The following is a 19,877-nucleotide window of genomic DNA, read 5'->3' as shown; positions in this document are numbered from 1 at the left end:
ATGTCTATCTCACCGCTGTTTGCTGCCCGTCTGTTCGTGGTCCTGGTGGGGGTGTCGATGATGGGTGCGGCCGACGCCGCGCGCATCGAACCGGCCAATACCGAGTTCACCGCCAAAGGCCCCATCAGTTTTGCCAAGAGCATCATCAATGCCGACTGCACCATCCAGGTCAGCGGCAAGGTCAGCCCCGATGGCAGCTTCGCCAGCGTCGACAAAGTCGACTTCAGCGGCGGCCTCAAGTGTGGCCAGGTCGAAGCCACGCACCTGCCCTGGAAGCTGATTGCCAAGGATCAAGCCAGCGGTGCCATGTCCGGCATCCGGGTCACCGTGCACGCGCCGCTGGTGGGTGGCGATTGCGGGCCGAGCACCGCCGAAGGCAGTTGGAACAACAGCACCGGAAAACTCGAGGCGACCCAGGTCAGCCTCGACGGTGGCTGCACCATCAAGACTGTGTCGATCCAGATGCCGCCGACCTTTCGGGTCGCGCCCTGATCGAAAACAGAATCCATGGAGGGACGCTGATGAACTTGCGATCGAGTCCGAAAGCACGGGTGGTTCAGGCCGTGTCGGTATCGCCCTAGCGTGCTCCAGCACCGAATTCGGTCGAACTGGAGAGCCGATGGCGTCATCGACACCCTGGCAAGGCTGATAACCCCCTGGCAACTGCCTGTTGCCTAAATCTTGAGGAAAACAACAATGCAAAGCATCAAGACTCTGGTATCCGTAGCTTCTTTCGCCATCTGCCTGGGCGCCGCGTCGATGGCCAGCGCTGCCACCATTGCTCCTGCTGGTGCGACTTTCTCGGCGCCAGGCACCATCTCGGTGGCCTCGCCTGCGTCGTTCGGCATACCGGTCAATTGCAACATCAATTTCACCGGTACCGTAGCGGCCAATGGCGCCAACGCCTCGATCACCGGTGCCACGGTCAGCGGCAGCAACTCCTTGTGCAGCGTACCGGCCCTACTGGGTCTGCCCTGGACGCTGAGTACCTCCAGCGCTACCACCGGCACTGTGGCTGGGGTCAACTTCAAGATCCTCTCCAACTGCAGCGCTTCTCCGGTGACGATCAACGTCTCCTGGAACAACGCGACCAACACCCTGAGCATTCCTTCGGCGCAAACCGTCGGCAGCTGCAAAATCACTGCTCTGAGCGTCAACCCGAACCCTGCTCTCACCGTAACGCCATGAAGTTGAGCTGACTTCAGCCTGTTGATCACTTGCTGAAAAAAACAGGCGCCTCTGCTGAGGCGCCTGTTGCAACACCCTGGATCGGTGATAGCCGATCGCGGTCGATAATAATAAGGAGTGGGGCATGAATAATAAGAAACACAAGATCCAGGCAGTCATCGGCCTGGCAGTGCTGGGCGGCTTGATGAGTTCCGGGTCGGTGCAAGCGGGTGGTTTTACTACTCCTACTTTTGGTACCCCCGGCTGGGGTCGGGCGTTCGGTGGGGGGTCATTGTTCAAGAATGATCCCAGTGCGGCCTACAACAACCCGGCAGCCATGGCGTTCATCGATCAGAACGTGGCACAGATGACCGTCGATTACGCGCGGATCAAGCTCAAGTACAAGGGCAATGCCTACGATTACCAAGGCAAGCCGGCCTCCACCTCTTCGATCGACGATCCTTTCAACCAGACCCCGCTTGAAGGCAATGGTGGTGAGGGTGGTTTTACCGCTTGGTTGCCGACCGGCTTCCTGGTCATGCCCATCAATGATCGCTTTGCCTTTGGCTTGAGCCAAGTGGTTCCCATGGGCATGCGCAGCACCTGGGACAACGGCTGGAAGGGACAGGATTTCGCGGTGGACACCAAGATCGAAACGGCGGGGGTCTCAGGCGCCTTCTCGTTCAAGGTCAACGATCAGTTCGCCCTCGGCCTGGGCGCGATCCTCCAGCACACCAACGGCTTTGTCAGCCAGAACCTCAACTTGAGCGGTGCCGCCGGGGTCTCCCTGTTGCCGGGCGCTCCTTCAGGCGTGGGTTCCAACCTGATGCGGGTCAAGGTGGATAACACCTCCGTCGGCTGGTTTACCGGGGTGACCTGGAAACCTACCGAACAGGACACTCTGGGGGTGAACTATCACGCCAAGATCAAGAACAAGCTGGAAGGTAAATACAATATCCGGGCCGACGCCTTGGGCCGGGCCTACACCGACTCTTCCTCAGGGCCATCCCTCGTGGAAATTGCCTATCCGGGGCTCAAGTTGAATCCCGATGGCGCCAATGCCTCGGCCCAGCTGGATATTCCGGCCAGTGCAGCTATCGACTGGGTGCACGTGTTCAATGATCGCTTCACCCTCGGCGTCAGCGCACTCTGGACACAGTGGTCGTCGTTCAAGGACCTGACGCTCAAGTCCGATGGCAACACCCTCATTTCGATCCCCTACCGATACAAGGACTCGATGATGTACTCGGTGGGTGGCGACTACCGTTTCACCGATCAGCTGACACTGCGTGCCGGTGTGGCCTTCGACCAGACGCCGACCCGTGGCTCAACCCGTGACCCACGGATTCCGGACAATGATCGCTGGTTCACCTCGCTGGGTTTTGGTTATGACATCAAGGCGGTTCCAGGGCTGACCATCGACGGCGCCTACTCGCGGCAATTCGTCAAGGAAGCCCGGATCCAGACCCAGAACCAGGATCGTCTTGGCGGGTCTCGCCTCGATGGCAAGGTTGAAGCCTCGGGTGAAGTGGTCAGCCTGTCTGCGACCTATCACTTCTGACACCCGTACTGCGCCGGGTTTCAGGCGCACGGCGGTACAGGCTGTGTCTGCTGTATTGCCGTAGCCTGGACCGGCGGGCGTCGTTCGCGTCCTGACCCATTCCCTGGGTCCTCGAGGCTGAGTTCGCTCAGCCGCATATTTTTGCCAAGTGTTTAAATTTTTATTTAAAAATAAAATTTGAAACGGCGTTATTTCCTTTGTAGGGTGATCTTCGAGGGGCCGGCACAACGCCCAGGTTCCACGTGGTTGTCTCGTTAGAACAAGAGAGGTATTCCATGATTGTCTGGTTATTGTTGGGACTCGCCGCGGCACTTGCATTGGCCTATCGACAAGCGACTGCAGTCTTGTGGCTGGGCATTGGCCTGGTCTGGCTGGCGGCAGGGCATCTGTTCAATTTGCTGGGCACCCTGGGGCTGACCCTGGGCACGGCGCTGGTCCTGCTGCCGGCTGCGGTGCTGGCAATCAAGCCGCTGCGTCGCGCCTTGCTGACCCGCAAGGCCCTGGCGATGTTCCGCAAGATCATGCCGGCGATGTCCGACACCGAGCGCGCGGCCATCGAGTCCGGCACGGTCTGGTGGGACGCCGAGCTGTTCAGTGGCAAGCCCGATTGGCCGCGCTTGCTGCAGGCCGCACCGGCCAGCCTGAGCGCTGAAGAACAAGCGTTCATGGACAATGAAGTGGAAACCCTGTGTGACATGGCCAACGACTGGGAAACCACCCAGGTCTGGCAGGATCTGTCGCCCAAGGCCTGGCAATACACCAAGGACGCCGGTTTCCTGGGGATGATCATTCCCCGGCAGTACGGCGGCAAGGGCTTCTCCCATTACGCTCACTCGCAAGTGGTGATGAAGCTCTCCACCCGTTGCTCGGCGGCGGCGATCTCGGTGATGGTGCCCAACTCCCTGGGCCCGGCGGAGTTGCTGTTGCACTACGGCACCGAAGCCCAGCGCCAGCATTACCTGCCGCGCCTGGCTCGCGGCGAAGACATCCCGTGCTTCGCCCTGACCAGCCCCTACGCCGGCTCCGACGCCGGGGCAATTCCCGATGTCGGGGTGGTTTGCAAAGGCCAGTTCGAAGGCCAGGAAGTGCTGGGTTTCAGCGTTACCTGGGACAAGCGCTACATCACCCTGGGGCCGATTGCCACGGTGCTGGGCCTGGCCTTTCGCGCCGAAGACCCAGAGGGCTTGCTGGGCAAGAAAGGCAGCCTGGGCATTACCTGCGCGCTGATCCCCACCCGCCATCCGGGGGTCAATACCGGGCGCCGTCACTGGCCGCTGAACGCGGTGTTCCAGAACGGCCCAACCACTGGCAAGAATGTGTTCATTCCCCTGGAATGGGTGATCGGCGGCGGCGACCAGGTGGGCAACGGCTGGCGCATGCTGATGGAGTGCCTGGCCGCTGGCCGGGCGATCTCCCTGCCGTCGGCCAACGTCGGCATGGGCAAGGTTGCAGTACGCGGCACCACTGCTTACGCGGCGATGCGCAAGCAGTTCGGCCTGCCGATCGGCAAGTTCGAAGGGGTGCAGGCTCCTCTGGCACGCATGGCCGGGCACCTGTACACCTGCGACGCGGTGCGCAAGGTGTCGGTGGCGTCCCTGGACGCCGGCGAAAAGCCCTCGGTGATCTCGGCCATCGCCAAGTACCACGTCACCGAGCGCGCCCGGGCCATCGTCAATGACGGCATGGACATCGTCGCCGGCAAGGGCATCTGCATGGGGCCCAACAACTTCCTCGCCCGGGCCTATCAGCAAAGCCCGATCGCCATCACTGTTGAAGGCGCGAACATCATGACCCGCTGCCTGATCATCTACGGTCAGGGCCTGATCCGCTGCCATCCTTATGTGTTGCGCGAAATGGAAGCGGCCCGCGACACCGGGCGCAAGAGCCTGGAAGATTTCGACAGCGCAATGTTCGGCCATATCAGCTTTGTGTTGGCCAACACGGTGCGGGCAGCGGTGCATGCACTTACCGGCGGGCGCCTGATCAAGGCCCCGGCTAAGACCGACAAGGCCCTGGCTCCTTACTACCGGCAGATCCAGCGTCTGTCGGTGGTCCTGGCCCTGACCTCGGACATTTCCATGGGCGTGCTGGGCGGTGCCCTCAAGCGCAAGGAAAGTATCACCGGGCGCCTGGGGGACATTCTCTCGCAGCTGTACATCCTGTCCTGCGTGTTGAAGCGTTTCGAGGATGACGGTCGTCCACAGTCCGATCTGCCGCTGGTGCACTGGTCAGCCCAGGATGCGCTGCTGCGGGCCCATGAAGCCCTGGCCGAGGTGCTGGACAACTACCCGTCCAAGGCGGCTGCCCGGATCATCCGTGGCTTGAGCTTCCCGATGGGTGTCCCTCAGCACAAACCCTGCGACCAACTATTGGCGCAAGTCGCCGAGCTGGTGCAGACCCCGGGCCCGACCCGCGAACGCCTGCTGGCCGATTCCTACATGCCTCAGCCGGAAATCGACAAGCTGGCCTATGGCGAACTGGCGTTCCGCCTGCAGCCGCAAGTGGACCTGATCGAGGCGCGGCTCAAGCCGGCGATCAAGCAGGGCACCCTGGCGCCGCTGCCGATTTCCCGCGAGGCGTTTGTCATCTGGCGAGTCAAGGCCCTGGAGCAGCAACTGATCAGTGCCGACGAGGACGAGTTGCTGGGGCGCTATGTGGAGTACGGCGACCACGCGATCCAGGTCGACGACTTCCCCCAGGACTTCGGTCTGCTGGAAGCCCTGCAACAGCGTCAGGCGCACGTCGAGCAAAGCGCCAAGCCGGCGCCGCGCAAACGTGCCGCCAGCAGCGAAGACGCGGTGACGGCCAGCGATTCGGCCTATTGACCCTCTACGGCTTTTGATCGGGATCTCTTTATGTCTGATGGTTATCTTTCGTTCGTCAATTCCGGGTGGGGGCGCTGGCTGGCCCAGCGCACGGGCCTGCCACAACCGGTGCCGCTGCAACGCCACCGCGAGGGCCAGGGCAGCAACCTGATCAACCCGGTGATCCTTGCCGCGGCGCCCGAGGGGCGTCTGTTGGGCGAACTGCAACGGATCTTCGCCGCCACCGACACGGTGGCCGCGCAGGCCGCCAGCATCACTGCACCTTCCACGGTGAAGGTCCAGGGCGTGGTGTTCGATGCCAGCGGGCTGAGCGATATCGCCCAGCTCGATGAGCTGTACCGTTTCTTTCACGCCAACGTCCGGCGCCTGACCGCCCACGGTCGGGTACTGGTGTTGGGCACGCCGCCGGAGCATTGCACGGCGCTCGCCCAGGCGGTGGCGCAGCGCGCCCTGGAAGGCTTTGTGCGCTCATTGGGCAAGGAATTGCGCCGGGCCATCACCGTACAGTTGCTGTACGTCGAACCCGGCGCCGAAGCGGAACTGGACAGCAGCCTGCGGTTCTTCCTGTCTCGCCGCTCGGCCTATGTCTCGGGCCAGGTGGTGCGTATCGGCGAACCGGTGGACGTGCCCAAGCACATCAATTGGGCGCAGCCGCTCCACGGCCGTCGGGCCCTGGTCACCGGTGCCTGTCGCGGTATCGGCCTGGCCATCGCCAAGGTCCTGGCCCGGGAGGGCGCCCAGGTGGTGTGCCTGGACATTCCCCAGGTCGAGGCCGAGCTGCAGCAAGCGGCGGGGGGCCTGGGCGGCAGCGCCCTGGCCCTGGACATTAGCGCTTCCGGCGCCGGCCAGCGGTTGCTGGAGTTCGTCGGTGAGCACGGCGCCTTCGATATCGTCGTGCACAACGCCGGGATCACCCAGGACAAGACCCTGGCGAAGATGACCGAGGCTGCTTGGCGCAAGGTCATGGCGGTCAACCTCGAGGCGCCGCTGCTGCTCAGCCAGGCGTTGCTGGAAGGGCAGGGGCTGAACCCGGGAGGACGGATTGTCTGCGTGTCGTCGATTTCCGGGATTGCCGGCAACCTCGGGCAAAGCAACTACGCCACCTCCAAGGCCGGGGTCATCGGCCTGGTGCAGAGCCTGGCGCCCTTGGCGGCGCGCCAGCAGATCACGGTCAACGGTGTGGCTCCGGGGTTCATCGAAACCCAGATGACCGCGAAGATCCCGCTGATGATTCGCGAGGCCGGACGGCGGATGAATTCCATGTCCCAGGGCGGGCAGGCCGTGGACGTGGCGGAAACCATCGCCTGGCTGGCCCATCCGGCTTCCGGCGGGATCAATGGACAGCTGGTCCGCGTCTGCGGGCAAAGCCTGCTGGGGGCCTGAGCCATGAATGCCGATAGCGCGATACGCATCATCGAACCGCCACCGTCCCGTGGCCAGTTGCTGTACGACGGTATCCGCAGCTTGCGCAAGCCCAAGCTGCAGGCGCCGCCGACCTTGCCGCTGGAGCGCCTGGTGCGTCCGGCGGTGGAGCTGCAGGAGGCGGCGATTGCCGGTTATGCCCAGGCCTGCGGCTTTCGCCGGGAGCACGGGGTGCCGCTGTCGTTTCCCCACACCCTGGCGTTTCCCTTGCACCTGATGCTGCTCACCAGTCGCACCTTTGCCTACCCGGCCAGCGGCATGGTGCACCTGGCCAACCGCATCCGTCAGTACCAGCCATTGGCCCAGGGCCAGGCCCTGCGCCTGGAGGTGTTCGCCGAGCATTGGCTGGCGCATCCCAAGGGCCAGGCCCTGTCCATTGCCACTCGGGCCCACAGTGGCGGCAGCCTGGTCTGGGAAAGTGACAGCCTGTACCTGCGGCGCGGAGTAGCGGCGCCGATTGGCGAGCCCTGGCAGGGCACGCTGAGCGTGGATGAGCAGGCCTTGATCCGCACCCAACGCTGGACCTTGGGGGGCGATCTGGGACGGCGTTTTGCCCAGGTCAGTGGTGACTTCAATCCGATCCATACCTCGTGGCTCGGTGCCCGGCTGTTCGGCTTTCGCCGGCCAATTGCCCACGGCCTGTGGACCCTGGGCCGGGCGCTGGCGGCGCAGCAACCGCCGCACCCGCTGGCCGCAGCGCAGCTGGATTGCGAGTTCAAGCTGCCAATCTTCCTGCCGGCGGCCGTGACCTTGTGGAGCCAGCCGCCTGTCGACCAGCAGCAGGCATTCGAAGTGCGCAACAACGCGGGGGACAAGCCGCACATGCGCGGCCTATTTATCGGGGGAGCTCGGTGATGACTGAGTACAGTTTCAATCCGGCGCCGGTGCGTCGGGTGGCAATCATCGGCGGCAATCGGATTCCGTTTGCCCGCTCCAATACGGTGTATGCCAATGACAGCAACCAGGATCTGCTGGTGGCCGCATTGCAGGGCCTGGTGGACCGCTTCGGCCTCTCGGGCCAGCGCTTGGGCGAGTTCGCCGCGGGGGCGGTGATCAAGCATTCCCGTGATTTCAACCTGGCTCGGGAAAGCCTGCTGTCCACCACGTTGTCGCCGCAAACCCCGGCCTACGATGTGCAGCAAGCCTGCGGCACCGGACTTGAGGCGGCGCTGCTGGTGGCCAACAAGATCGCCCTGGGGCAGATCGAAGTCGGCATCGCCGGCGGTGCCGACACCACTTCCGACGCGCCCATCGGGATCAACGAGGGCCTGCGTCGCACCTTGCTCCAGGCCAATCGGGCCAAGGGCACCGGCAACAAACTGCGCAGCCTGCTGAAGGTTCGGCCGGGCATGTTGTTCAAGCCGCTGTTGCCGCGCAATGGCGAGCCGCGCACCGGCCTGTCCATGGGTGAGCACTGTGAAGAAATGGCCAAGCGTTGGCAGATCAAGCGCCTGGCCCAGGACGAACTGACCCTGACCAGCCACCAGCAACTGCACGCCGCTTACCAACGGGGGTTCTTCGATGACCTGATCACCCCGTACCGCGGCCTCAAGCGTGACAACAACCTGCGGGCCGATGCCAGCCTTGAGAAACTCGCCGGCCTGGGCCCGGCCTACGACCGCAACAGCGGCACCCTGACTGCCGGCAACTCGACGCCGCTCACCGATGGCGCCTCGGTGGTGCTGTTGGCCAGCGAAGACTGGGCGGCGGCCAACAACCTGCCGGTACTGGCGTACCTGCGTACCGGGGAAACGGCGGCAGTGAATTTTGTCGACGCCAGCGAAGGCTTGTTGATGGCGCCGGCCTATGCGGTGCCGCGAATGCTCGCCCGGGAAGGCCTGAGCCTGCAGGATTTCGACTTCTACGAGATTCACGAAGCCTTCGCCGCCCAGGTGTTGTGCACCCTCAAGGCCTGGGAAGACCCCGACTATTGCCGCGAGAAACTCGGGCTGGAGACGCCGCTGGGGAGCATTGAGCGCAGCAAACTCAATATCAACGGCGGCTCCCTGGGTTGTGGTCATCCTTTCGCCGCGACCGGTGGCCGTCAACTGGCGACCCTGGCCAAGGCGATCCATGAACGAGGCGGCGGCCGTGGCCTGATTTCCATCTGTGCAGCAGGCGGGCTGGGCATCACCGCCATCGTCGAAAAATAAAATAACCAGGAGACTGCCAATGAGTGTCGTGAGCCTGCAACCTGCCGAGCGTATCTGGTTGAACGCTTACCTGCCGGGGGTGCCCAGCGATATCGAAGCCGACATCGACCGCTATCCGTCGCTGCGCGAGGTGTTCCTTGAACACGTGGACAAGTACCGCCAGCGGGTGGCCTATGTGAGCATCGGCACCGAGATGGGCTACGACCAGTGGGAGAAACGCGTGTTCGCCTTCGCCGCCTGGCTGCAAGCGAAAGGGGTAAAGAAGGGCGACCGGGTGGCGCTGATGATGCCCAACAGCCTGCAGTACCCGATCTGTCTGTTCGGTACCCTGCTGGTGGGGGCGGTGGTGGTCAACGTCAACCCGCTGTACACGGCCCACGAACTTCGGCACCTGCTCAAGGACAGCGGCGCCGAGACAGTGGTGATCTTCGAGAATTTTGCCCACACCCTGGAACAGGCGATGCCGGGCAGCAAACTGAAGCACATCGTGGTGGCCTCGATCGGCGACCTGGTGGGCACCTTCAAGGGCGCGGCGCTGAACTTCGTCCTGCGTCATGTGCAAAAGCAGATACCCGCGTTCAACCTGCCCGGGTCCATCCGCTATCCGGCGATGATGAAGCAGGCCGCGCGCCTGGAACATCGGCCGGTTGACCTGCAGCAGGACGACATCGCCTTCCTGCAATACACCGGCGGCACCACCGGCGATGCCAAGGGCGCGATGCTCACCCACCGTAATATTCTTGCCAACCTGATGCAGGCCAAGGCCTGGGTCGGCGATCAACTGGACGAGAACCAACAGGAAACCAACGTCACCCTGCTGCCGCTGTACCACGTGCTGTCGCTGACGGTGAACTGCCTGATGTTCATGTGCCTGGGCGGGCGCAACATCCTCATCGCCAACCCCCGGGACGTGAAGCGGGTGCAGATGATTCTGCGCAAGGAAAAGTTCAGCGGCATCGTCGGGGTCAACACCCTGTTCAACGGCTTGCTGGAGAACGAAGCGTTTCGCGGCCGGGATTTCTCCGACCTGAAACTGGCGATTGCCGGCGGCATGGCCACCCACACCGCGGTGGCCCGACGTTGGAAGGAAGTCACCGGGGTGCCGATCATCGAGGGCTACGGCCTGACTGAATGTTCGCCAGTGGTGAGCATCAGCCCGATCGACATTGCGCGCATGCGCGAGGGCGACTTTACCGGGACCATCGGCGTGCCGCTGCCGTCGACCTGGGTGCGTTTCATGCGTGAGGACGGCCAGTTGGCCGAGATCGGTGAGGAGGGCGAGTTGCAGGTCCGTGGGCCCCAGGTGATGAAGGGCTACTGGCAGCGTCCGGAAGAAACCGCCAAGGTCCTGGACCGCCATGGCTGGTTGTCCACCGGCGATATCGGGGTGATGAACGAGCAGGGCTTCATCCGCCTGGTGGACCGCAAGAAGGACATGATCCTGGTGTCTGGCTTCAACGTGTACCCCAACGAGATCGAGGACGTGGTGGCCTTGCACCCGGGGGTGGCGGAGGTCGCGGCGATTGGCGTCGAGGATCAAGTGACCGGCGAGAAAGTGAAGATCTTCGTGGTGCGCAAGGACCCGAACCTGACCCAGGATCAGTTGCTGGCTCACTGCCGGGAATACCTCACCGGCTACAAGGTGCCGCGCTATGTCGAGTTCCGCACCGAAGAGCTGCCCAAGACCACGGTTGGCAAGGTCCTGCGCCGCGCATTGCGCTGAGCCGCTGAACGGCCAACACCACCGTAGGAGCTGGCTTGCCAGCGAAGGCGTCAGCGAGGGCGCTGCAGATCTTGCGGGCCTCTTCGCCGGCAAGCCGGCTCCTACAAAAAGACCGCCGGCGTGTCGGCGCTGTTGTGAGGTTGGAGTTTCACGGGGCGCCAGGGAGGCGCACCTGGCCCGGCGGCAGGCCGAACACTTCGACACCTTGCGCCGTCGATTGACCGACGCTCACCGGCAGGCGTTTTGCCGGTTGATCGGCGGAGGCCCGGTATTCCACGCTCAGGCCGTCTGCCCCGTGCTGGATCGCCGTTGGCGGCAGCACGATCGCCTGATCGTTGCGGTAGGTGATGATGGTCAAGCGCGCACTCATCCCCAGGCGTACGCGCTGCAGTTGTTCACGGTTGAGCTTGGGGATCGACAGGGTGATCGGGAACTGCGCGCTGCCACCACTGGCATCGCCCGGCAGGGCCAGGCTGCTGACGATCTCTACCTGGCCACTGAGGCGTTCGCCATCAAAGCCGTCCCCGAGGATTTCCACACTCTGGCCCTGGTGCAACTGGTTGATATCCAGCTCCGAGACCTTGCTGACGATCTTCAATTGTTCGATGTTGGCCAGGCCGAACAACGCCTGGCCCTGACCAACCTTGCTGCCGGCCTGCACCGGGCCCGGAGTGGCGGCCGAAGCGAGTTGCGCCAGGTTGATGCCCGGCGCCGGGACCACGATCCCGGCAAACGGTGCCGTAAGGTCCTTGCCGGCCAGGAGATTGCGCAGTGCTTGGTACTTGACCGTGGCATTGGTCAGTTCCATGTCGGCGATCTGCCGGTATTCGCCCTTGCCCTGATCCAGCGCCTGTTGCAGTTCGCCCTGGGCCGCGGTCAGGTCCAGGCGCTGGGTCTGCAGCAGTTGGGTCAGGTCATCCAGTTCATTACGGGGAATGATGCCGCGGGCAAACAGGTTCTGGCTTTCGCTGAGCTTGCGCTCGGAGTTGCTCACCGTCATTTGTGAGGTGCGCAGGGTGCGGCGCGCCCGGGTGACTTGGGTGCTGTTGTTCCAGTCCTGCAGTTCCTGCACCGCACGACGGGCCTTGAGCTGGGTCGACAAGGCTTCGCGCAGCTGGATTTCGATCAGGCTGGGGTCCATCTTCAACAAGGTCTGGCCGGCCTCGACCCGTTGGCCCTGTTCCACCAGGGTGGTCAGGACATTGCCATCGAAGGGCGCCGTCAGGCTGATGGTGGCTTGCGGTTCAATCTTGCCCACCAGGCCGATCTGATGAATCAGCGGCGCGCTGCTGACTTCGATCCAACGGCCTTGCTCGGCTGCAGGACCGGCCGGGGCGCGGTAGCCGACCAGGCCGGCGCCGGCCAAGGCCAGCACCAACACCACCGCGCCACCTTGCAGGCCACGCTTGCGCCATGTTCGTTGATCAGTAGTCATTGAGCGCAATGTCCCAGGTCTCCAAGGTGGTGCCCAAAGTCAGATCCAGTTGGCTCTGGGCGTTGAGGTAGGCAATCAGGGCATTGAGGCGAGCATTTTCGCTACCGCGCAAATCGCTTTCGTAGCTCAGCACCTGAAAGTTGCTGGAGCGTCCGGCGCTGAGTTTCTCCCGCTCGATGGCCAGTTTGCGCTTGGACAGCTCCACCGCGCGCTGGGATATTTCGTATTGCCGCCAGCGGGTGCCGAGGTCTCGCACCACATCGTTGACGCTGCGTTCCAGGGCCTGGCGGGCGTCGGCCAGGACCAGTTCCTGGTTCTCCACATCGACCCGGGCATGGACTTCTGCCTGGCGTGTGCTGAGGTCACCAATGGGGATCTGTACCTGGACTCCGGCGTAGCTGTCCCAGGTCCGTCCCGTGCCATTGCCGCCGTCGTTGTCGTAGCGGTTGCGCACCTGATTGGCCCCGGCCACCAGCGACACATCCCAACGGCTCTGGTCCTTGGCGATCACCAGGTTCAGGTCGGCCTGCTGGCTGCCCAGCAGCGTCGCCAGGTAGTTCGGTTGCTGAGCCTTGGCCAGGTGCAGCGCCTGCTGCTGGTCAATGCTGATCCGAGTCGCCTCAAGGCCATCGCTGGCGCGAATTCGCGTGGACAGGTCCAGCGCCAGCAGGCGCAGCAGGGTCAGGCGATTGATGTCCACTTGATTACGCGCTTCCTCGACCCCCAGCTCCTGGCTGGCGATGTCGGCCTCGGTCTGCACAATCTCGAATTCCGCCATGCGCCCGGCACCGATCAGGGCCTTGTTCACCTCAAGCAGGGCATTGGCGCGCTTGAGCGCATCCTCGACGATCGTCAGTTGCTCCTGGCCCCGCAGCAGCTCGCGGTAGGCGCCAATGATGTCGGTGATGGTTTGCGCCACGTTGGCCTTGAGGTTGAGGCGATAGGCTTGCTCGTTGATCCGCGCCAGGCGCAGCGGGGCGGTGGTGACGTCCCAGCCGGCGCCCTTGAGCAGCGGCTGGATAATAGCCAGGTCCAGGCCGTCGCGGCGGTAGTAGCCGGCACGATTGGCATTGTTCAGCTCCTGCCGCCAGGCCAGGTTCAGGCGGGTACCGTACTCGCCGAGCAGGCTTGAGGTGGGACTCAAGGTCGCCTTGCGCGCACCGTCATCGCTGCCCTTGTTGGCTTGATAGGCACCGTTGAGCACCAGCTTGGGATTGAACGCGTCCTCGGAGACCCGCAGGTCGAACTTCTGTGCGACCCGCTGCAGGTAGGCGCTGCGAATCCCGCGGTTGTTGCGCAACCCCAGGTAGACCGCGTCGCCCAGGGTCAGGCTGGCCTGCTGTTGGCTGAGCAGGGCGCTGCGCTCATAGGTGCTGCGCATGCTCGGGGCCGAGGCTTGGCGGGCCACGTTCATGTCCTGCGCTTGGGCCTGGCCCACGGCGCTGAGCAGGCACAACAGCAAGAACGCGGCGCGTGGCTGGTTAATCATCGCGCAGCGCCTCCACCGGTTGCAGGCGCGAGGCCGAGATCGCCGGATACAGGCCGAAGAACAGCCCGATCAACAAGGTGCTGCCGATCCCCAGGGGCAAGGACGCGGAGGCCAGGGAAAATACCCAGCCTGAAACGCGGGCATAGAGGTAGGCGGCGCTCAGGCCAAGCACGGCCCCGGAGAGGGCGCCGACCGCGGTCAGGGTCACCGCTTCAAGCAGGAACAGATTGCGGATATCCCGGCGTCGAGCCCCCAGGGCCATGCGGATGCCGATCTCCCGGCGGCGCTCCGAGACGTTCATCAGCATCACGTTCATCACCCCGACACCGCCGCCGACCAGCGAGATGCCGCCCAGGGCCATCAACAAGTAACCAAAGGTGCGGCTTTGCCGGGTCATGCCATCGATGATCTTTTGCGGGATCTGCACCTCGACCTCGCGCCCCGGCAGCTGTTTCTTCAACGTTTCAGACAGTGCCGTGGCCAGCTGATTCATGTCCTGGGCCTGCGTGGTGCGGGCGATCAGGTTGCTGATCTGCGGGCTGCTGGAAATGCGCCGCATGCCTTCCAGCGGGATGAACAGGGATTCGTTGGTCTGCACCGGGATCAGTACCGCAGCGGGCTGGCTGCGCAGGATGCCAATGACCTGGAACAGGTAGTCGTTGATGCGGATTCGGTCCCCCAGGCGCAGTGGCGCATGGGGTTTGCTCAGGGCTTGGGCGACCTGTGCACCGACCACCGCGTAGGTTTCACCGGCGTCGAATTGCGAAAGAAAACGCCCCTCCTGCAATTGCAGGCGCATGGCCTCCGCCAGGGACGCGGTGCTGCCCACCAGATTGGCATTGGTGGTTAGGCCCTGGTAAACCACCGGCCCGCTGAACAGGGCCACGGGCGCGATGTGCAGGAGCGAGGGCAAGGCGCTGTGCAGTTGCTGGATATCCAGGGTCGCCGGCATGGGTGTGCGGTTCCCTGATGAGTCGGGGAACTGCACCGCCAGGGTATCGGTGCCCATGTCCTGGAAAATCGCCGCGGCATCTTCGGCGGCGTTGTGGCCGATATTGATCAAGGCCACTACCGATGAACTGCCGATGACGATCCCCAACAGGGCCAGGATCGAGCGTTTGCCCAAGGTGCGCAGGCTGATAAAGGCTTCGTGCAGCAACTGGCTGGCGCTTTGCTCGAGCATCAGGCTCATGCCGGGCAGACCTCCTGCACCACACCGTTAGTGACCCGGATCTGCCGCTCCAGGCGCTGGGCAATGTTCGGGTCGTGGGTGACGATGATCAGGGTGACCTGGCGTTCACGGTTCAATGACAGCAGCAGGTCCATGATCTCCTGGGCGGTGTGGCTGTCGAGGTTGCCGGTGGGTTCGTCGGCCAGGATCACCGAGGGTTCGCCCACCAGCGCGCGGGCGATCGCCACCCGTTGGCGCTGGCCGCCGGACAGATCGGCCGGGCGATGCTCGGCGCGCTCTGCCAGGCCCACCTGATCGAGCCGGTGCATGGCCCGTTCCAGGGATTCGCGTCGGGACACGCCGCGGTAGCTCAGGGGCAGGGCGACGTTGTCCAGGGCACTGAGGCGGGCCAGCAGGTTGAAGCTCTGGAACACGAAGCCGATCTGCTGGTTGCGGATCGCTGCCAACTGGTCGGGGCTGGCGGCAAAGATGTCGTGGCCGGCAAAGCGATAGTCGCCGCTGTCGGGCAAGTCCAGCAGGCCGAGGATGTTCAGCAGGGTGCTTTTGCCGGAACCCGAAGCGCCGAGAATGGCGCAGCTTTCACCGGCTTCGATGGACAGGGAAACGTTCTTCAGAATGTGCAGCGGTTGCTCCGCCAGCCGATAGCTCTTGCCTATGCCCTGCAGGGAGATAAAACCTTGCTCGATTATCGTCGCTGTCATCGCTTACCGCGCCGGCTGGCTCGACGGGTTGCTTGAAAAAACCGCACCTCGGGAATCATCGGCAGGCTTTTCGGGGGGCAACGCCAAGCTCTGGTTTTATTTATTATTTTAAAAACTTTGTTTGAATAGTAACTGTGTTCATCCTGCTGCGCCAGCCGTCTGAACCGGGTAATTGAGGGCTTTTTCGACGGCTTTTTTTCGAGGAACCGACGGGTCACAAAAAGGCCTTCGGTCACTCTGCAAGTCCTTCAGGAGCTTGCTTTTAGGGCCTCTCACGGGTATAAAAAATCAAATTTTTTTTTAAAACACTGTTCGAACGGTCAGTTTTTCATCCCAGCAAAGGTTAGTCCTCCATGGTCGCCAAGAAACTCAGTGCCCCCAATGTCACCAAGACCCGACTGCTGGAAGCGACCGAGGCACTGTTCATCAAGTACGGTTACGACGCGGTGCTGCTGCGCCAGATCACCGAGCGGGCCAAGGTCAACCTGGCCGCAGTGAACTATCACTTCGGCGACAAGGATTCGCTGATGAAGGCCTTGCTCATGCAACGCCTGGGGCCGCTGAATGATCAACGCCTGGAACTGCTGGCCAAATGTGAAGAACAGTCGGCGGGGCCGCTGGATTGCGAGACCCTGCTGGGCGTGTTGTTCGCCCCGGCCATGGGCCTGGAGCGCAGCGATGAAAGTGGCGGCCTGGAAGGGCGCTCGTTCATCCGTTTCCTGGGCCGGGTGTACAGCGACACCTCGCCGTTCATTCAGGAATACCTCAAGGAACATTACCAGCCGGTGTTCGAGCGCTTCTTCAAGTCCTTCGCCCTGGCCTTGCCGGACCTGCCGCGCAACGAGCTCGGGGTGCGCCTGCAGTTCGCCCTCAAGGCGATTTCCGGGGTCATGGCGGGCACCGAGCTGCGCCTGCTGATGCAGGCCATGAGCCTGGGCCGCCCAGCCACCGACGCCGAAGTCATGGCCAAGCTGATCAGCCTGGTGTCTGCGGCGATTCGTGCGCCGATGCAGGACCCGGATTCGCAACAGGCCCTGGAAAAGGTCCTGAATACCCAGCGCCTGATTCGCCAGCAAAGCCAATCCCTGGTCGGGCTCATTCCCGGCTGACGCCCCCTCGACTCCTACAGTTGCTGCCGCCTGCAATCAATCGGGCGGCAGTGTGCTGCCAAGCAGATGTGTGCCTGGGGGCGTCGCATGGCGGCTCGCAATCTGCGCCAGCGGCTCCAGGAGCAGCGCAATCATTCGACAGATCAATGATGCTCAGGGCAGCCAGTGAGCTCTGCTAGGTTTTGCTCCTGCACCTGCCTTGGAGCGCTCGGGATGATTGCCTATCAACAGCACCTTTTGTCCGTCAACGGTATCGAACTCAATGTCCGGGCCGCGGGCCCTGAGTCGGCGCCGCCGGTGTGGCTGCTGCATGGTTTCCCCGAGTGCTGGCACTCCTGGCGGCATCAGGTGCCGGCCCTGGTGGCCGCAGGTTTCAGGGTGCTGGTGCCGGAGCTGCGTGGCTACGGTCGCAGCTCGGCTCCAGAGGCGGTCGAGGCCTACGATCTGCTGACCCTGTGCGGGGACATTCAACAGGCCATGGACTCCTTCGGCCATCAACGCGTGTGCATCGTCGGCCACGATTGGGGCGCGCCGCTGGCCTGGCACCTGGCGCTGCTGGAACCACAGCGGGTGGCGGCGCTGGTGACCCTGTCGGTGCCCTTTGCCGGACGGCCGAAACGCCCGGCCAGCGAGATCATGCGCGAGGTGCATGGTGAACACTTCAACTACATCCTGTATTTCCAGGAGCCCGGGCTGGCTGAGGCGGAACTGGATGCGGACATCGACGCCAGTCTGCGGCTGTTCATGGGCAATGTTGCCGCGCTGTTGGAGGCCAAGCCGGCCGATGCCCGCCTGTTCGATGGGGTCTCGGTGCCCGTCGGGCTGCCCGACTGGTGTTCCGAAGACGATTTCCAGGCCTACCGAGAGACGTTTGCCGGGCGCGGATTTCGCGGAGCCCTGAACTGGTATCGCAACTTCGAACGCACCTGGCAGTGCACCGAGTTCCTGCAGGGCGCCCAGGTGCTGCAACCCACTTTGTTCCTGCTGGGGGACCGCGATCCGGTGGGCGTGCTTGAAGCGCATACCCTCAAGCGCATGCCGACGGTGGTACCTGATCTTGAGCAACATACCCTGCACGACTGCGGGCATTGGATTCAGAGCGAGCAGGCGCCACAGGTCAACCGCCTGTTGCTGGACTTCCTGAGCCGGCACTTTGCCGTTCTGGATGCGGACTGAGGCAGACCATCGGCTGGCAGGGGCTTACAGCCGGCTATCGCCAATGAAGCGCTTGCGCTTGCCCCATTCCCGCACGGACTCGACCAGGGCGCTTACCGCCGGGCTGCCCCCTTCGGCAAAGGCATAGAAACGCGCCACGGCCAATTTCGGCAACGCCTGCTCCGGACCCAGTTCGCAGAGCCCCTCACGCAGTTGGCTGCGGGCGATCGGAGTGACGGCGAAGCCTGCCAGGGCCGCCGCAATGCAACCGGCCATGCTGCTGCTCTCGAACGCCAGGCGCCAGGCCCGCTGCGCCTGGGACAAGGCGTCAACCGCTGACTCCCGGTACACACAGGGCTCCGGGAACACCGCCAGGGGCAGGGGGGCCAGCGGGTCCAATGGCAACTGACTGCTGTAGGCCCAGACCAGCGGCTCTTCCCACAGCAGCTCACCTTCCTGTTCGACTCGCCGACATTGCTTGCCGAACACCAGATCCAGGTGGCCCAGGTCCTTGAACTGCAGCAATTGGCTGGTGACACCGACCTTGAGCTCGACGCTGGCCTGGGGATGAGAACGGCTGAAAGATTGCAACACATAGGGCAGCCAGGTGCTGGCGAAGTCCTCCGAGGCGCCGACCCGCAAGCGGCCTTGCAGGGGGCTGCCGGAGAGTTTGGCGCGAACTTCTCGCTCAAGGTTGAGGATATTTCGCCCATAGGCGTAAAGCGTCTCGCCTTGAGCGGTCAGCTCCAGGCGGCGGGTGGTACGGGCCAGGAGCTTGACCCCGACGTTGTCTTCCAGGCGCTTGATGTGCCCGCTCACCGCCGAAGGGGTCAACGCCAGCCAGTCGGCAGCCAGGGCGAAGCTGTGGGCGTCGACCACGGCGAGGAAGGTGCGCAGCAACTGCAGGTCCAGGGACGGGGGAAGGGCAGGGAGTGGGGTGTTCATGGCGGCTCGATTCATCAGCGAATATCAACAGTACGATCTGATTCATCAGCAATCAATCAGTAACGCCGGCCTAGGATGGGGCTCCTTATGAGCTGGAGCCGAGCATGCAGTCCTATTCATTCGTCACCACCGTTGATCTTGAGGTGGCCTACCTGCAATGGAACCCCGAAGGATCGAAGACGGCGGTACTGGTGCACGGCTGGCCTGACAGCGCGCACACCTGGGAAGGCGTGGCAACGCTTTTGGCGGCGGCCGGTTATCGGGTGCTGGCGCCGGTGCTGCGCGGCTTTGCGCCGACCCGCTTTCGCCAGCGCAACACCTTGCGCAGCGGTCAGTTGGCGGCGCTGGGGGTGGACTTGTTGCAGTTCATCGATGCCCTTGGCCTGCAACAGCCGCTGCTGGTCGGCCACGACTGGGGGGCCCGGGCGGTGGCCAATGCCTGCGGCTTGCGTGCGGATGTGGCTTCGGCCCTGGTGATGTTGTCGGTCGGTTACGGCACCAACAGTCCGCAACAACCGTTGGCCCTGGAGCAGGTACGCAACTACTGGTACCACTGGTTCATGGCTACGCCCAGGGGGCAGCGAACCGTGCGGGAAGAGCGTCAGGCATTTGCGCGAATGATGTGGGATACCTGGTCTCCGGCGGGCTGGTACACCGAGGCGGCATTTCGCCAGGCGGCGCAGGCGTTCGAGGGCGAGGACTGGGCCGAAGTCGTGCTGCACTCCTATCAGCACCGCTGGGGGATGGCCTTGGGGGATCCGGCTTATGAGGCGGCCGAAGCGCAACTCGATCCGGCGCCGTTGCTGGCGCTGCCCACCTTGGTGCTGCATGGCGCGGTGGACAGGTGCAATCACCCGGACAGCTCCACAGGCCGTGAAGCTTATTTTTCCGGACGTTATCAGCGAGAAATACTCGATGGCATCGGGCATTTCCCTCAGCGTGAAGCGGCCCCCGTGGTGGCCGAGGCCATTTTGCGCTTTATCCAGCACTGACCCCACGG

At 63.5% G+C, this 19,877-nt stretch carries 16 protein-coding genes; 11 read left to right on the top strand and 5 right to left on the bottom strand.

The window, feature by feature from the left end:
- From praA to GV819_RS25825, 8 genes are all read left to right on the top strand, one after another.
- Positions 1-492, top strand: a complete 492-nt coding sequence (praA, locus tag GV819_RS25860) for an alkane oxidation protein activator PraA (protein ID WP_161758882.1) — start codon at positions 1-3, stop codon at positions 490-492.
- 204 nt (positions 493-696) lie between these two features.
- Positions 697-1,188, top strand: coding sequence for an alkane oxidation protein activator PraB (gene praB / locus GV819_RS25855; protein WP_161758881.1), 492 nt, complete (start codon positions 697-699; stop codon positions 1,186-1,188).
- A gap of 124 nt (positions 1,189-1,312) precedes the next feature.
- Positions 1,313-2,728, top strand: a complete 1,416-nt coding sequence (locus tag GV819_RS25850; RefSeq protein WP_161758880.1) for an outer membrane protein transport protein — start codon at positions 1,313-1,315, stop codon at positions 2,726-2,728.
- A 275-nt stretch (positions 2,729-3,003) separates the two neighbouring features.
- Entirely contained in the window at positions 3,004-5,553 is a 2,550-nt protein-coding gene (locus GV819_RS25845; protein ID WP_161758879.1) for an acyl-CoA dehydrogenase, read from the top strand.
- A 30-nt stretch (positions 5,554-5,583) separates the two neighbouring features.
- Positions 5,584-6,936 carry a 3-oxoacyl-ACP reductase gene (locus GV819_RS25840; RefSeq protein ID WP_161758878.1) on the top strand — a complete coding sequence of 451 codons (1,353 nt, stop codon included), beginning with the start codon at positions 5,584-5,586 and terminating at the stop codon, positions 6,934-6,936.
- 3 nt (positions 6,937-6,939) lie between these two features.
- Positions 6,940-7,830 (top strand): MaoC family dehydratase, encoded by an 891-nt coding sequence (locus tag GV819_RS25835; RefSeq protein WP_161758877.1) that lies wholly within the window; start codon positions 6,940-6,942, stop codon positions 7,828-7,830.
- On the top strand, positions 7,830-9,128 hold the full coding sequence (locus GV819_RS25830) for an acetyl-CoA C-acetyltransferase (protein ID WP_161758876.1): 1,299 nt from the start codon (positions 7,830-7,832) through the stop codon (positions 9,126-9,128). Before GV819_RS25835 ends, GV819_RS25830 begins: the two co-directional genes overlap by 1 nt.
- A 19-nt stretch (positions 9,129-9,147) precedes the next feature.
- On the top strand, positions 9,148-10,851 hold the full coding sequence (locus GV819_RS25825; protein WP_161758875.1) for an AMP-binding protein: 1,704 nt from the start codon (positions 9,148-9,150) through the stop codon (positions 10,849-10,851).
- A 148-nt stretch (positions 10,852-10,999) separates the two neighbouring features.
- Here GV819_RS25825 and GV819_RS25820 read toward each other — a convergent pair whose 3' ends face one another.
- The 4 genes from GV819_RS25820 to GV819_RS25805 are packed head-to-tail and all read right to left on the bottom strand — an operon-like array spanning position 11,000 to position 15,668.
- Complete coding sequence (locus GV819_RS25820; protein ID WP_161758874.1) at positions 11,000-12,286, bottom strand: efflux RND transporter periplasmic adaptor subunit; 1,287 nt, start codon at positions 12,284-12,286, stop codon at positions 11,000-11,002.
- Positions 12,276-13,775: a TolC family protein gene (locus tag GV819_RS25815; RefSeq protein ID WP_372242119.1), complete on the bottom strand. Its 1,500-nt coding sequence runs from the start codon at positions 13,773-13,775 to the stop codon at positions 12,276-12,278. The genes GV819_RS25820 and GV819_RS25815 overlap by 11 nt, the downstream gene beginning before the upstream one ends.
- On the bottom strand, positions 13,768-14,967 hold the full coding sequence (locus GV819_RS25810; RefSeq protein WP_161758873.1) for an ABC transporter permease: 1,200 nt from the start codon (positions 14,965-14,967) through the stop codon (positions 13,768-13,770). The genes GV819_RS25815 and GV819_RS25810 overlap by 8 nt, the downstream gene beginning before the upstream one ends.
- Positions 14,964-15,668 carry an ABC transporter ATP-binding protein gene (locus GV819_RS25805; RefSeq protein WP_161758872.1) on the bottom strand — a complete coding sequence of 235 codons (705 nt, stop codon included), beginning with the start codon at positions 15,666-15,668 and terminating at the stop codon, positions 14,964-14,966. The genes GV819_RS25810 and GV819_RS25805 overlap by 4 nt, the downstream gene beginning before the upstream one ends.
- A 353-nt stretch (positions 15,669-16,021) precedes the next feature.
- Between GV819_RS25805 and GV819_RS25800 the strand changes: the two genes are divergently transcribed.
- Entirely contained in the window at positions 16,022-16,777 is a 756-nt protein-coding gene (locus GV819_RS25800) for a TetR/AcrR family transcriptional regulator (RefSeq protein WP_161758871.1), read from the top strand.
- A 213-nt stretch (positions 16,778-16,990) separates the two neighbouring features.
- Positions 16,991-17,953 carry an alpha/beta fold hydrolase gene (locus GV819_RS25795; protein WP_161758870.1) on the top strand — a complete coding sequence of 321 codons (963 nt, stop codon included), beginning with the start codon at positions 16,991-16,993 and terminating at the stop codon, positions 17,951-17,953.
- Positions 17,954-17,977: 24 nt separating this feature from the next.
- Here the strand turns inward: GV819_RS25795 and GV819_RS25790 are convergent, their stop codons facing one another.
- Complete coding sequence (locus GV819_RS25790; RefSeq protein WP_161758869.1) at positions 17,978-18,877, bottom strand: LysR family transcriptional regulator; 900 nt, start codon at positions 18,875-18,877, stop codon at positions 17,978-17,980.
- Between the two features lie 104 nt (positions 18,878-18,981).
- On the opposite strand from GV819_RS25790, the gene GV819_RS25785 reads away from it, so the two are divergent.
- The gene (locus GV819_RS25785) at positions 18,982-19,869 is read left to right on the top strand and encodes an alpha/beta fold hydrolase (protein ID WP_161758868.1); all 888 of its coding nucleotides are present in this window, start codon (positions 18,982-18,984) and stop codon (positions 19,867-19,869) included.
- The last annotated feature ends 8 nt before the right edge of the window (positions 19,870-19,877 follow it).

Source organism: Pseudomonas sp. Fl5BN2, from assembly GCF_009908205.1.
In the GTDB taxonomy this organism is placed as follows: domain Bacteria; phylum Pseudomonadota; class Gammaproteobacteria; order Pseudomonadales; family Pseudomonadaceae; genus Aquipseudomonas.
This window is presented reverse-complemented; position numbering and strand designations above follow the sequence as displayed.

What these genes read in the sequence shown, in the direction of transcription:
- praA (WP_161758882.1), top strand. Translation starts at nt 1, where the DNA reads ATGTCTATCTCACCGCTGTTTGCTGCCCGTCTGTTCGTGGTCCTGGTG.
- praB (WP_161758881.1), top strand. Translation starts at nt 697, where the DNA reads ATGCAAAGCATCAAGACTCTGGTATCCGTAGCTTCTTTCGCCATCTGC.
- GV819_RS25850 (WP_161758880.1), top strand. Translation starts at nt 1,313, where the DNA reads ATGAATAATAAGAAACACAAGATCCAGGCAGTCATCGGCCTGGCAGTG.
- GV819_RS25845 (WP_161758879.1), top strand. Translation starts at nt 3,004, where the DNA reads ATGATTGTCTGGTTATTGTTGGGACTCGCCGCGGCACTTGCATTGGCC.
- GV819_RS25840 (WP_161758878.1), top strand. Translation starts at nt 5,584, where the DNA reads ATGTCTGATGGTTATCTTTCGTTCGTCAATTCCGGGTGGGGGCGCTGG.
- GV819_RS25835 (WP_161758877.1), top strand. Translation starts at nt 6,940, where the DNA reads ATGAATGCCGATAGCGCGATACGCATCATCGAACCGCCACCGTCCCGT.
- GV819_RS25830 (WP_161758876.1), top strand. Translation starts at nt 7,830, where the DNA reads ATGACTGAGTACAGTTTCAATCCGGCGCCGGTGCGTCGGGTGGCAATC.
- GV819_RS25825 (WP_161758875.1), top strand. Translation starts at nt 9,148, where the DNA reads ATGAGTGTCGTGAGCCTGCAACCTGCCGAGCGTATCTGGTTGAACGCT.
- GV819_RS25820 (WP_161758874.1), bottom strand. Translation starts at nt 12,286, where the DNA reads ATGACTACTGATCAACGAACATGGCGCAAGCGTGGCCTGCAAGGTGGC.
- GV819_RS25815 (WP_372242119.1), bottom strand. Translation starts at nt 13,775, where the DNA reads ATGATTAACCAGCCACGCGCCGCGTTCTTGCTGTTGTGCCTGCTCAGC.
- GV819_RS25810 (WP_161758873.1), bottom strand. Translation starts at nt 14,967, where the DNA reads ATGAGCCTGATGCTCGAGCAAAGCGCCAGCCAGTTGCTGCACGAAGCC.
- GV819_RS25805 (WP_161758872.1), bottom strand. Translation starts at nt 15,668, where the DNA reads ATGACAGCGACGATAATCGAGCAAGGTTTTATCTCCCTGCAGGGCATA.
- GV819_RS25800 (WP_161758871.1), top strand. Translation starts at nt 16,022, where the DNA reads ATGGTCGCCAAGAAACTCAGTGCCCCCAATGTCACCAAGACCCGACTG.
- GV819_RS25795 (WP_161758870.1), top strand. Translation starts at nt 16,991, where the DNA reads ATGATTGCCTATCAACAGCACCTTTTGTCCGTCAACGGTATCGAACTC.
- GV819_RS25790 (WP_161758869.1), bottom strand. Translation starts at nt 18,877, where the DNA reads ATGAACACCCCACTCCCTGCCCTTCCCCCGTCCCTGGACCTGCAGTTG.
- GV819_RS25785 (WP_161758868.1), top strand. Translation starts at nt 18,982, where the DNA reads ATGCAGTCCTATTCATTCGTCACCACCGTTGATCTTGAGGTGGCCTAC.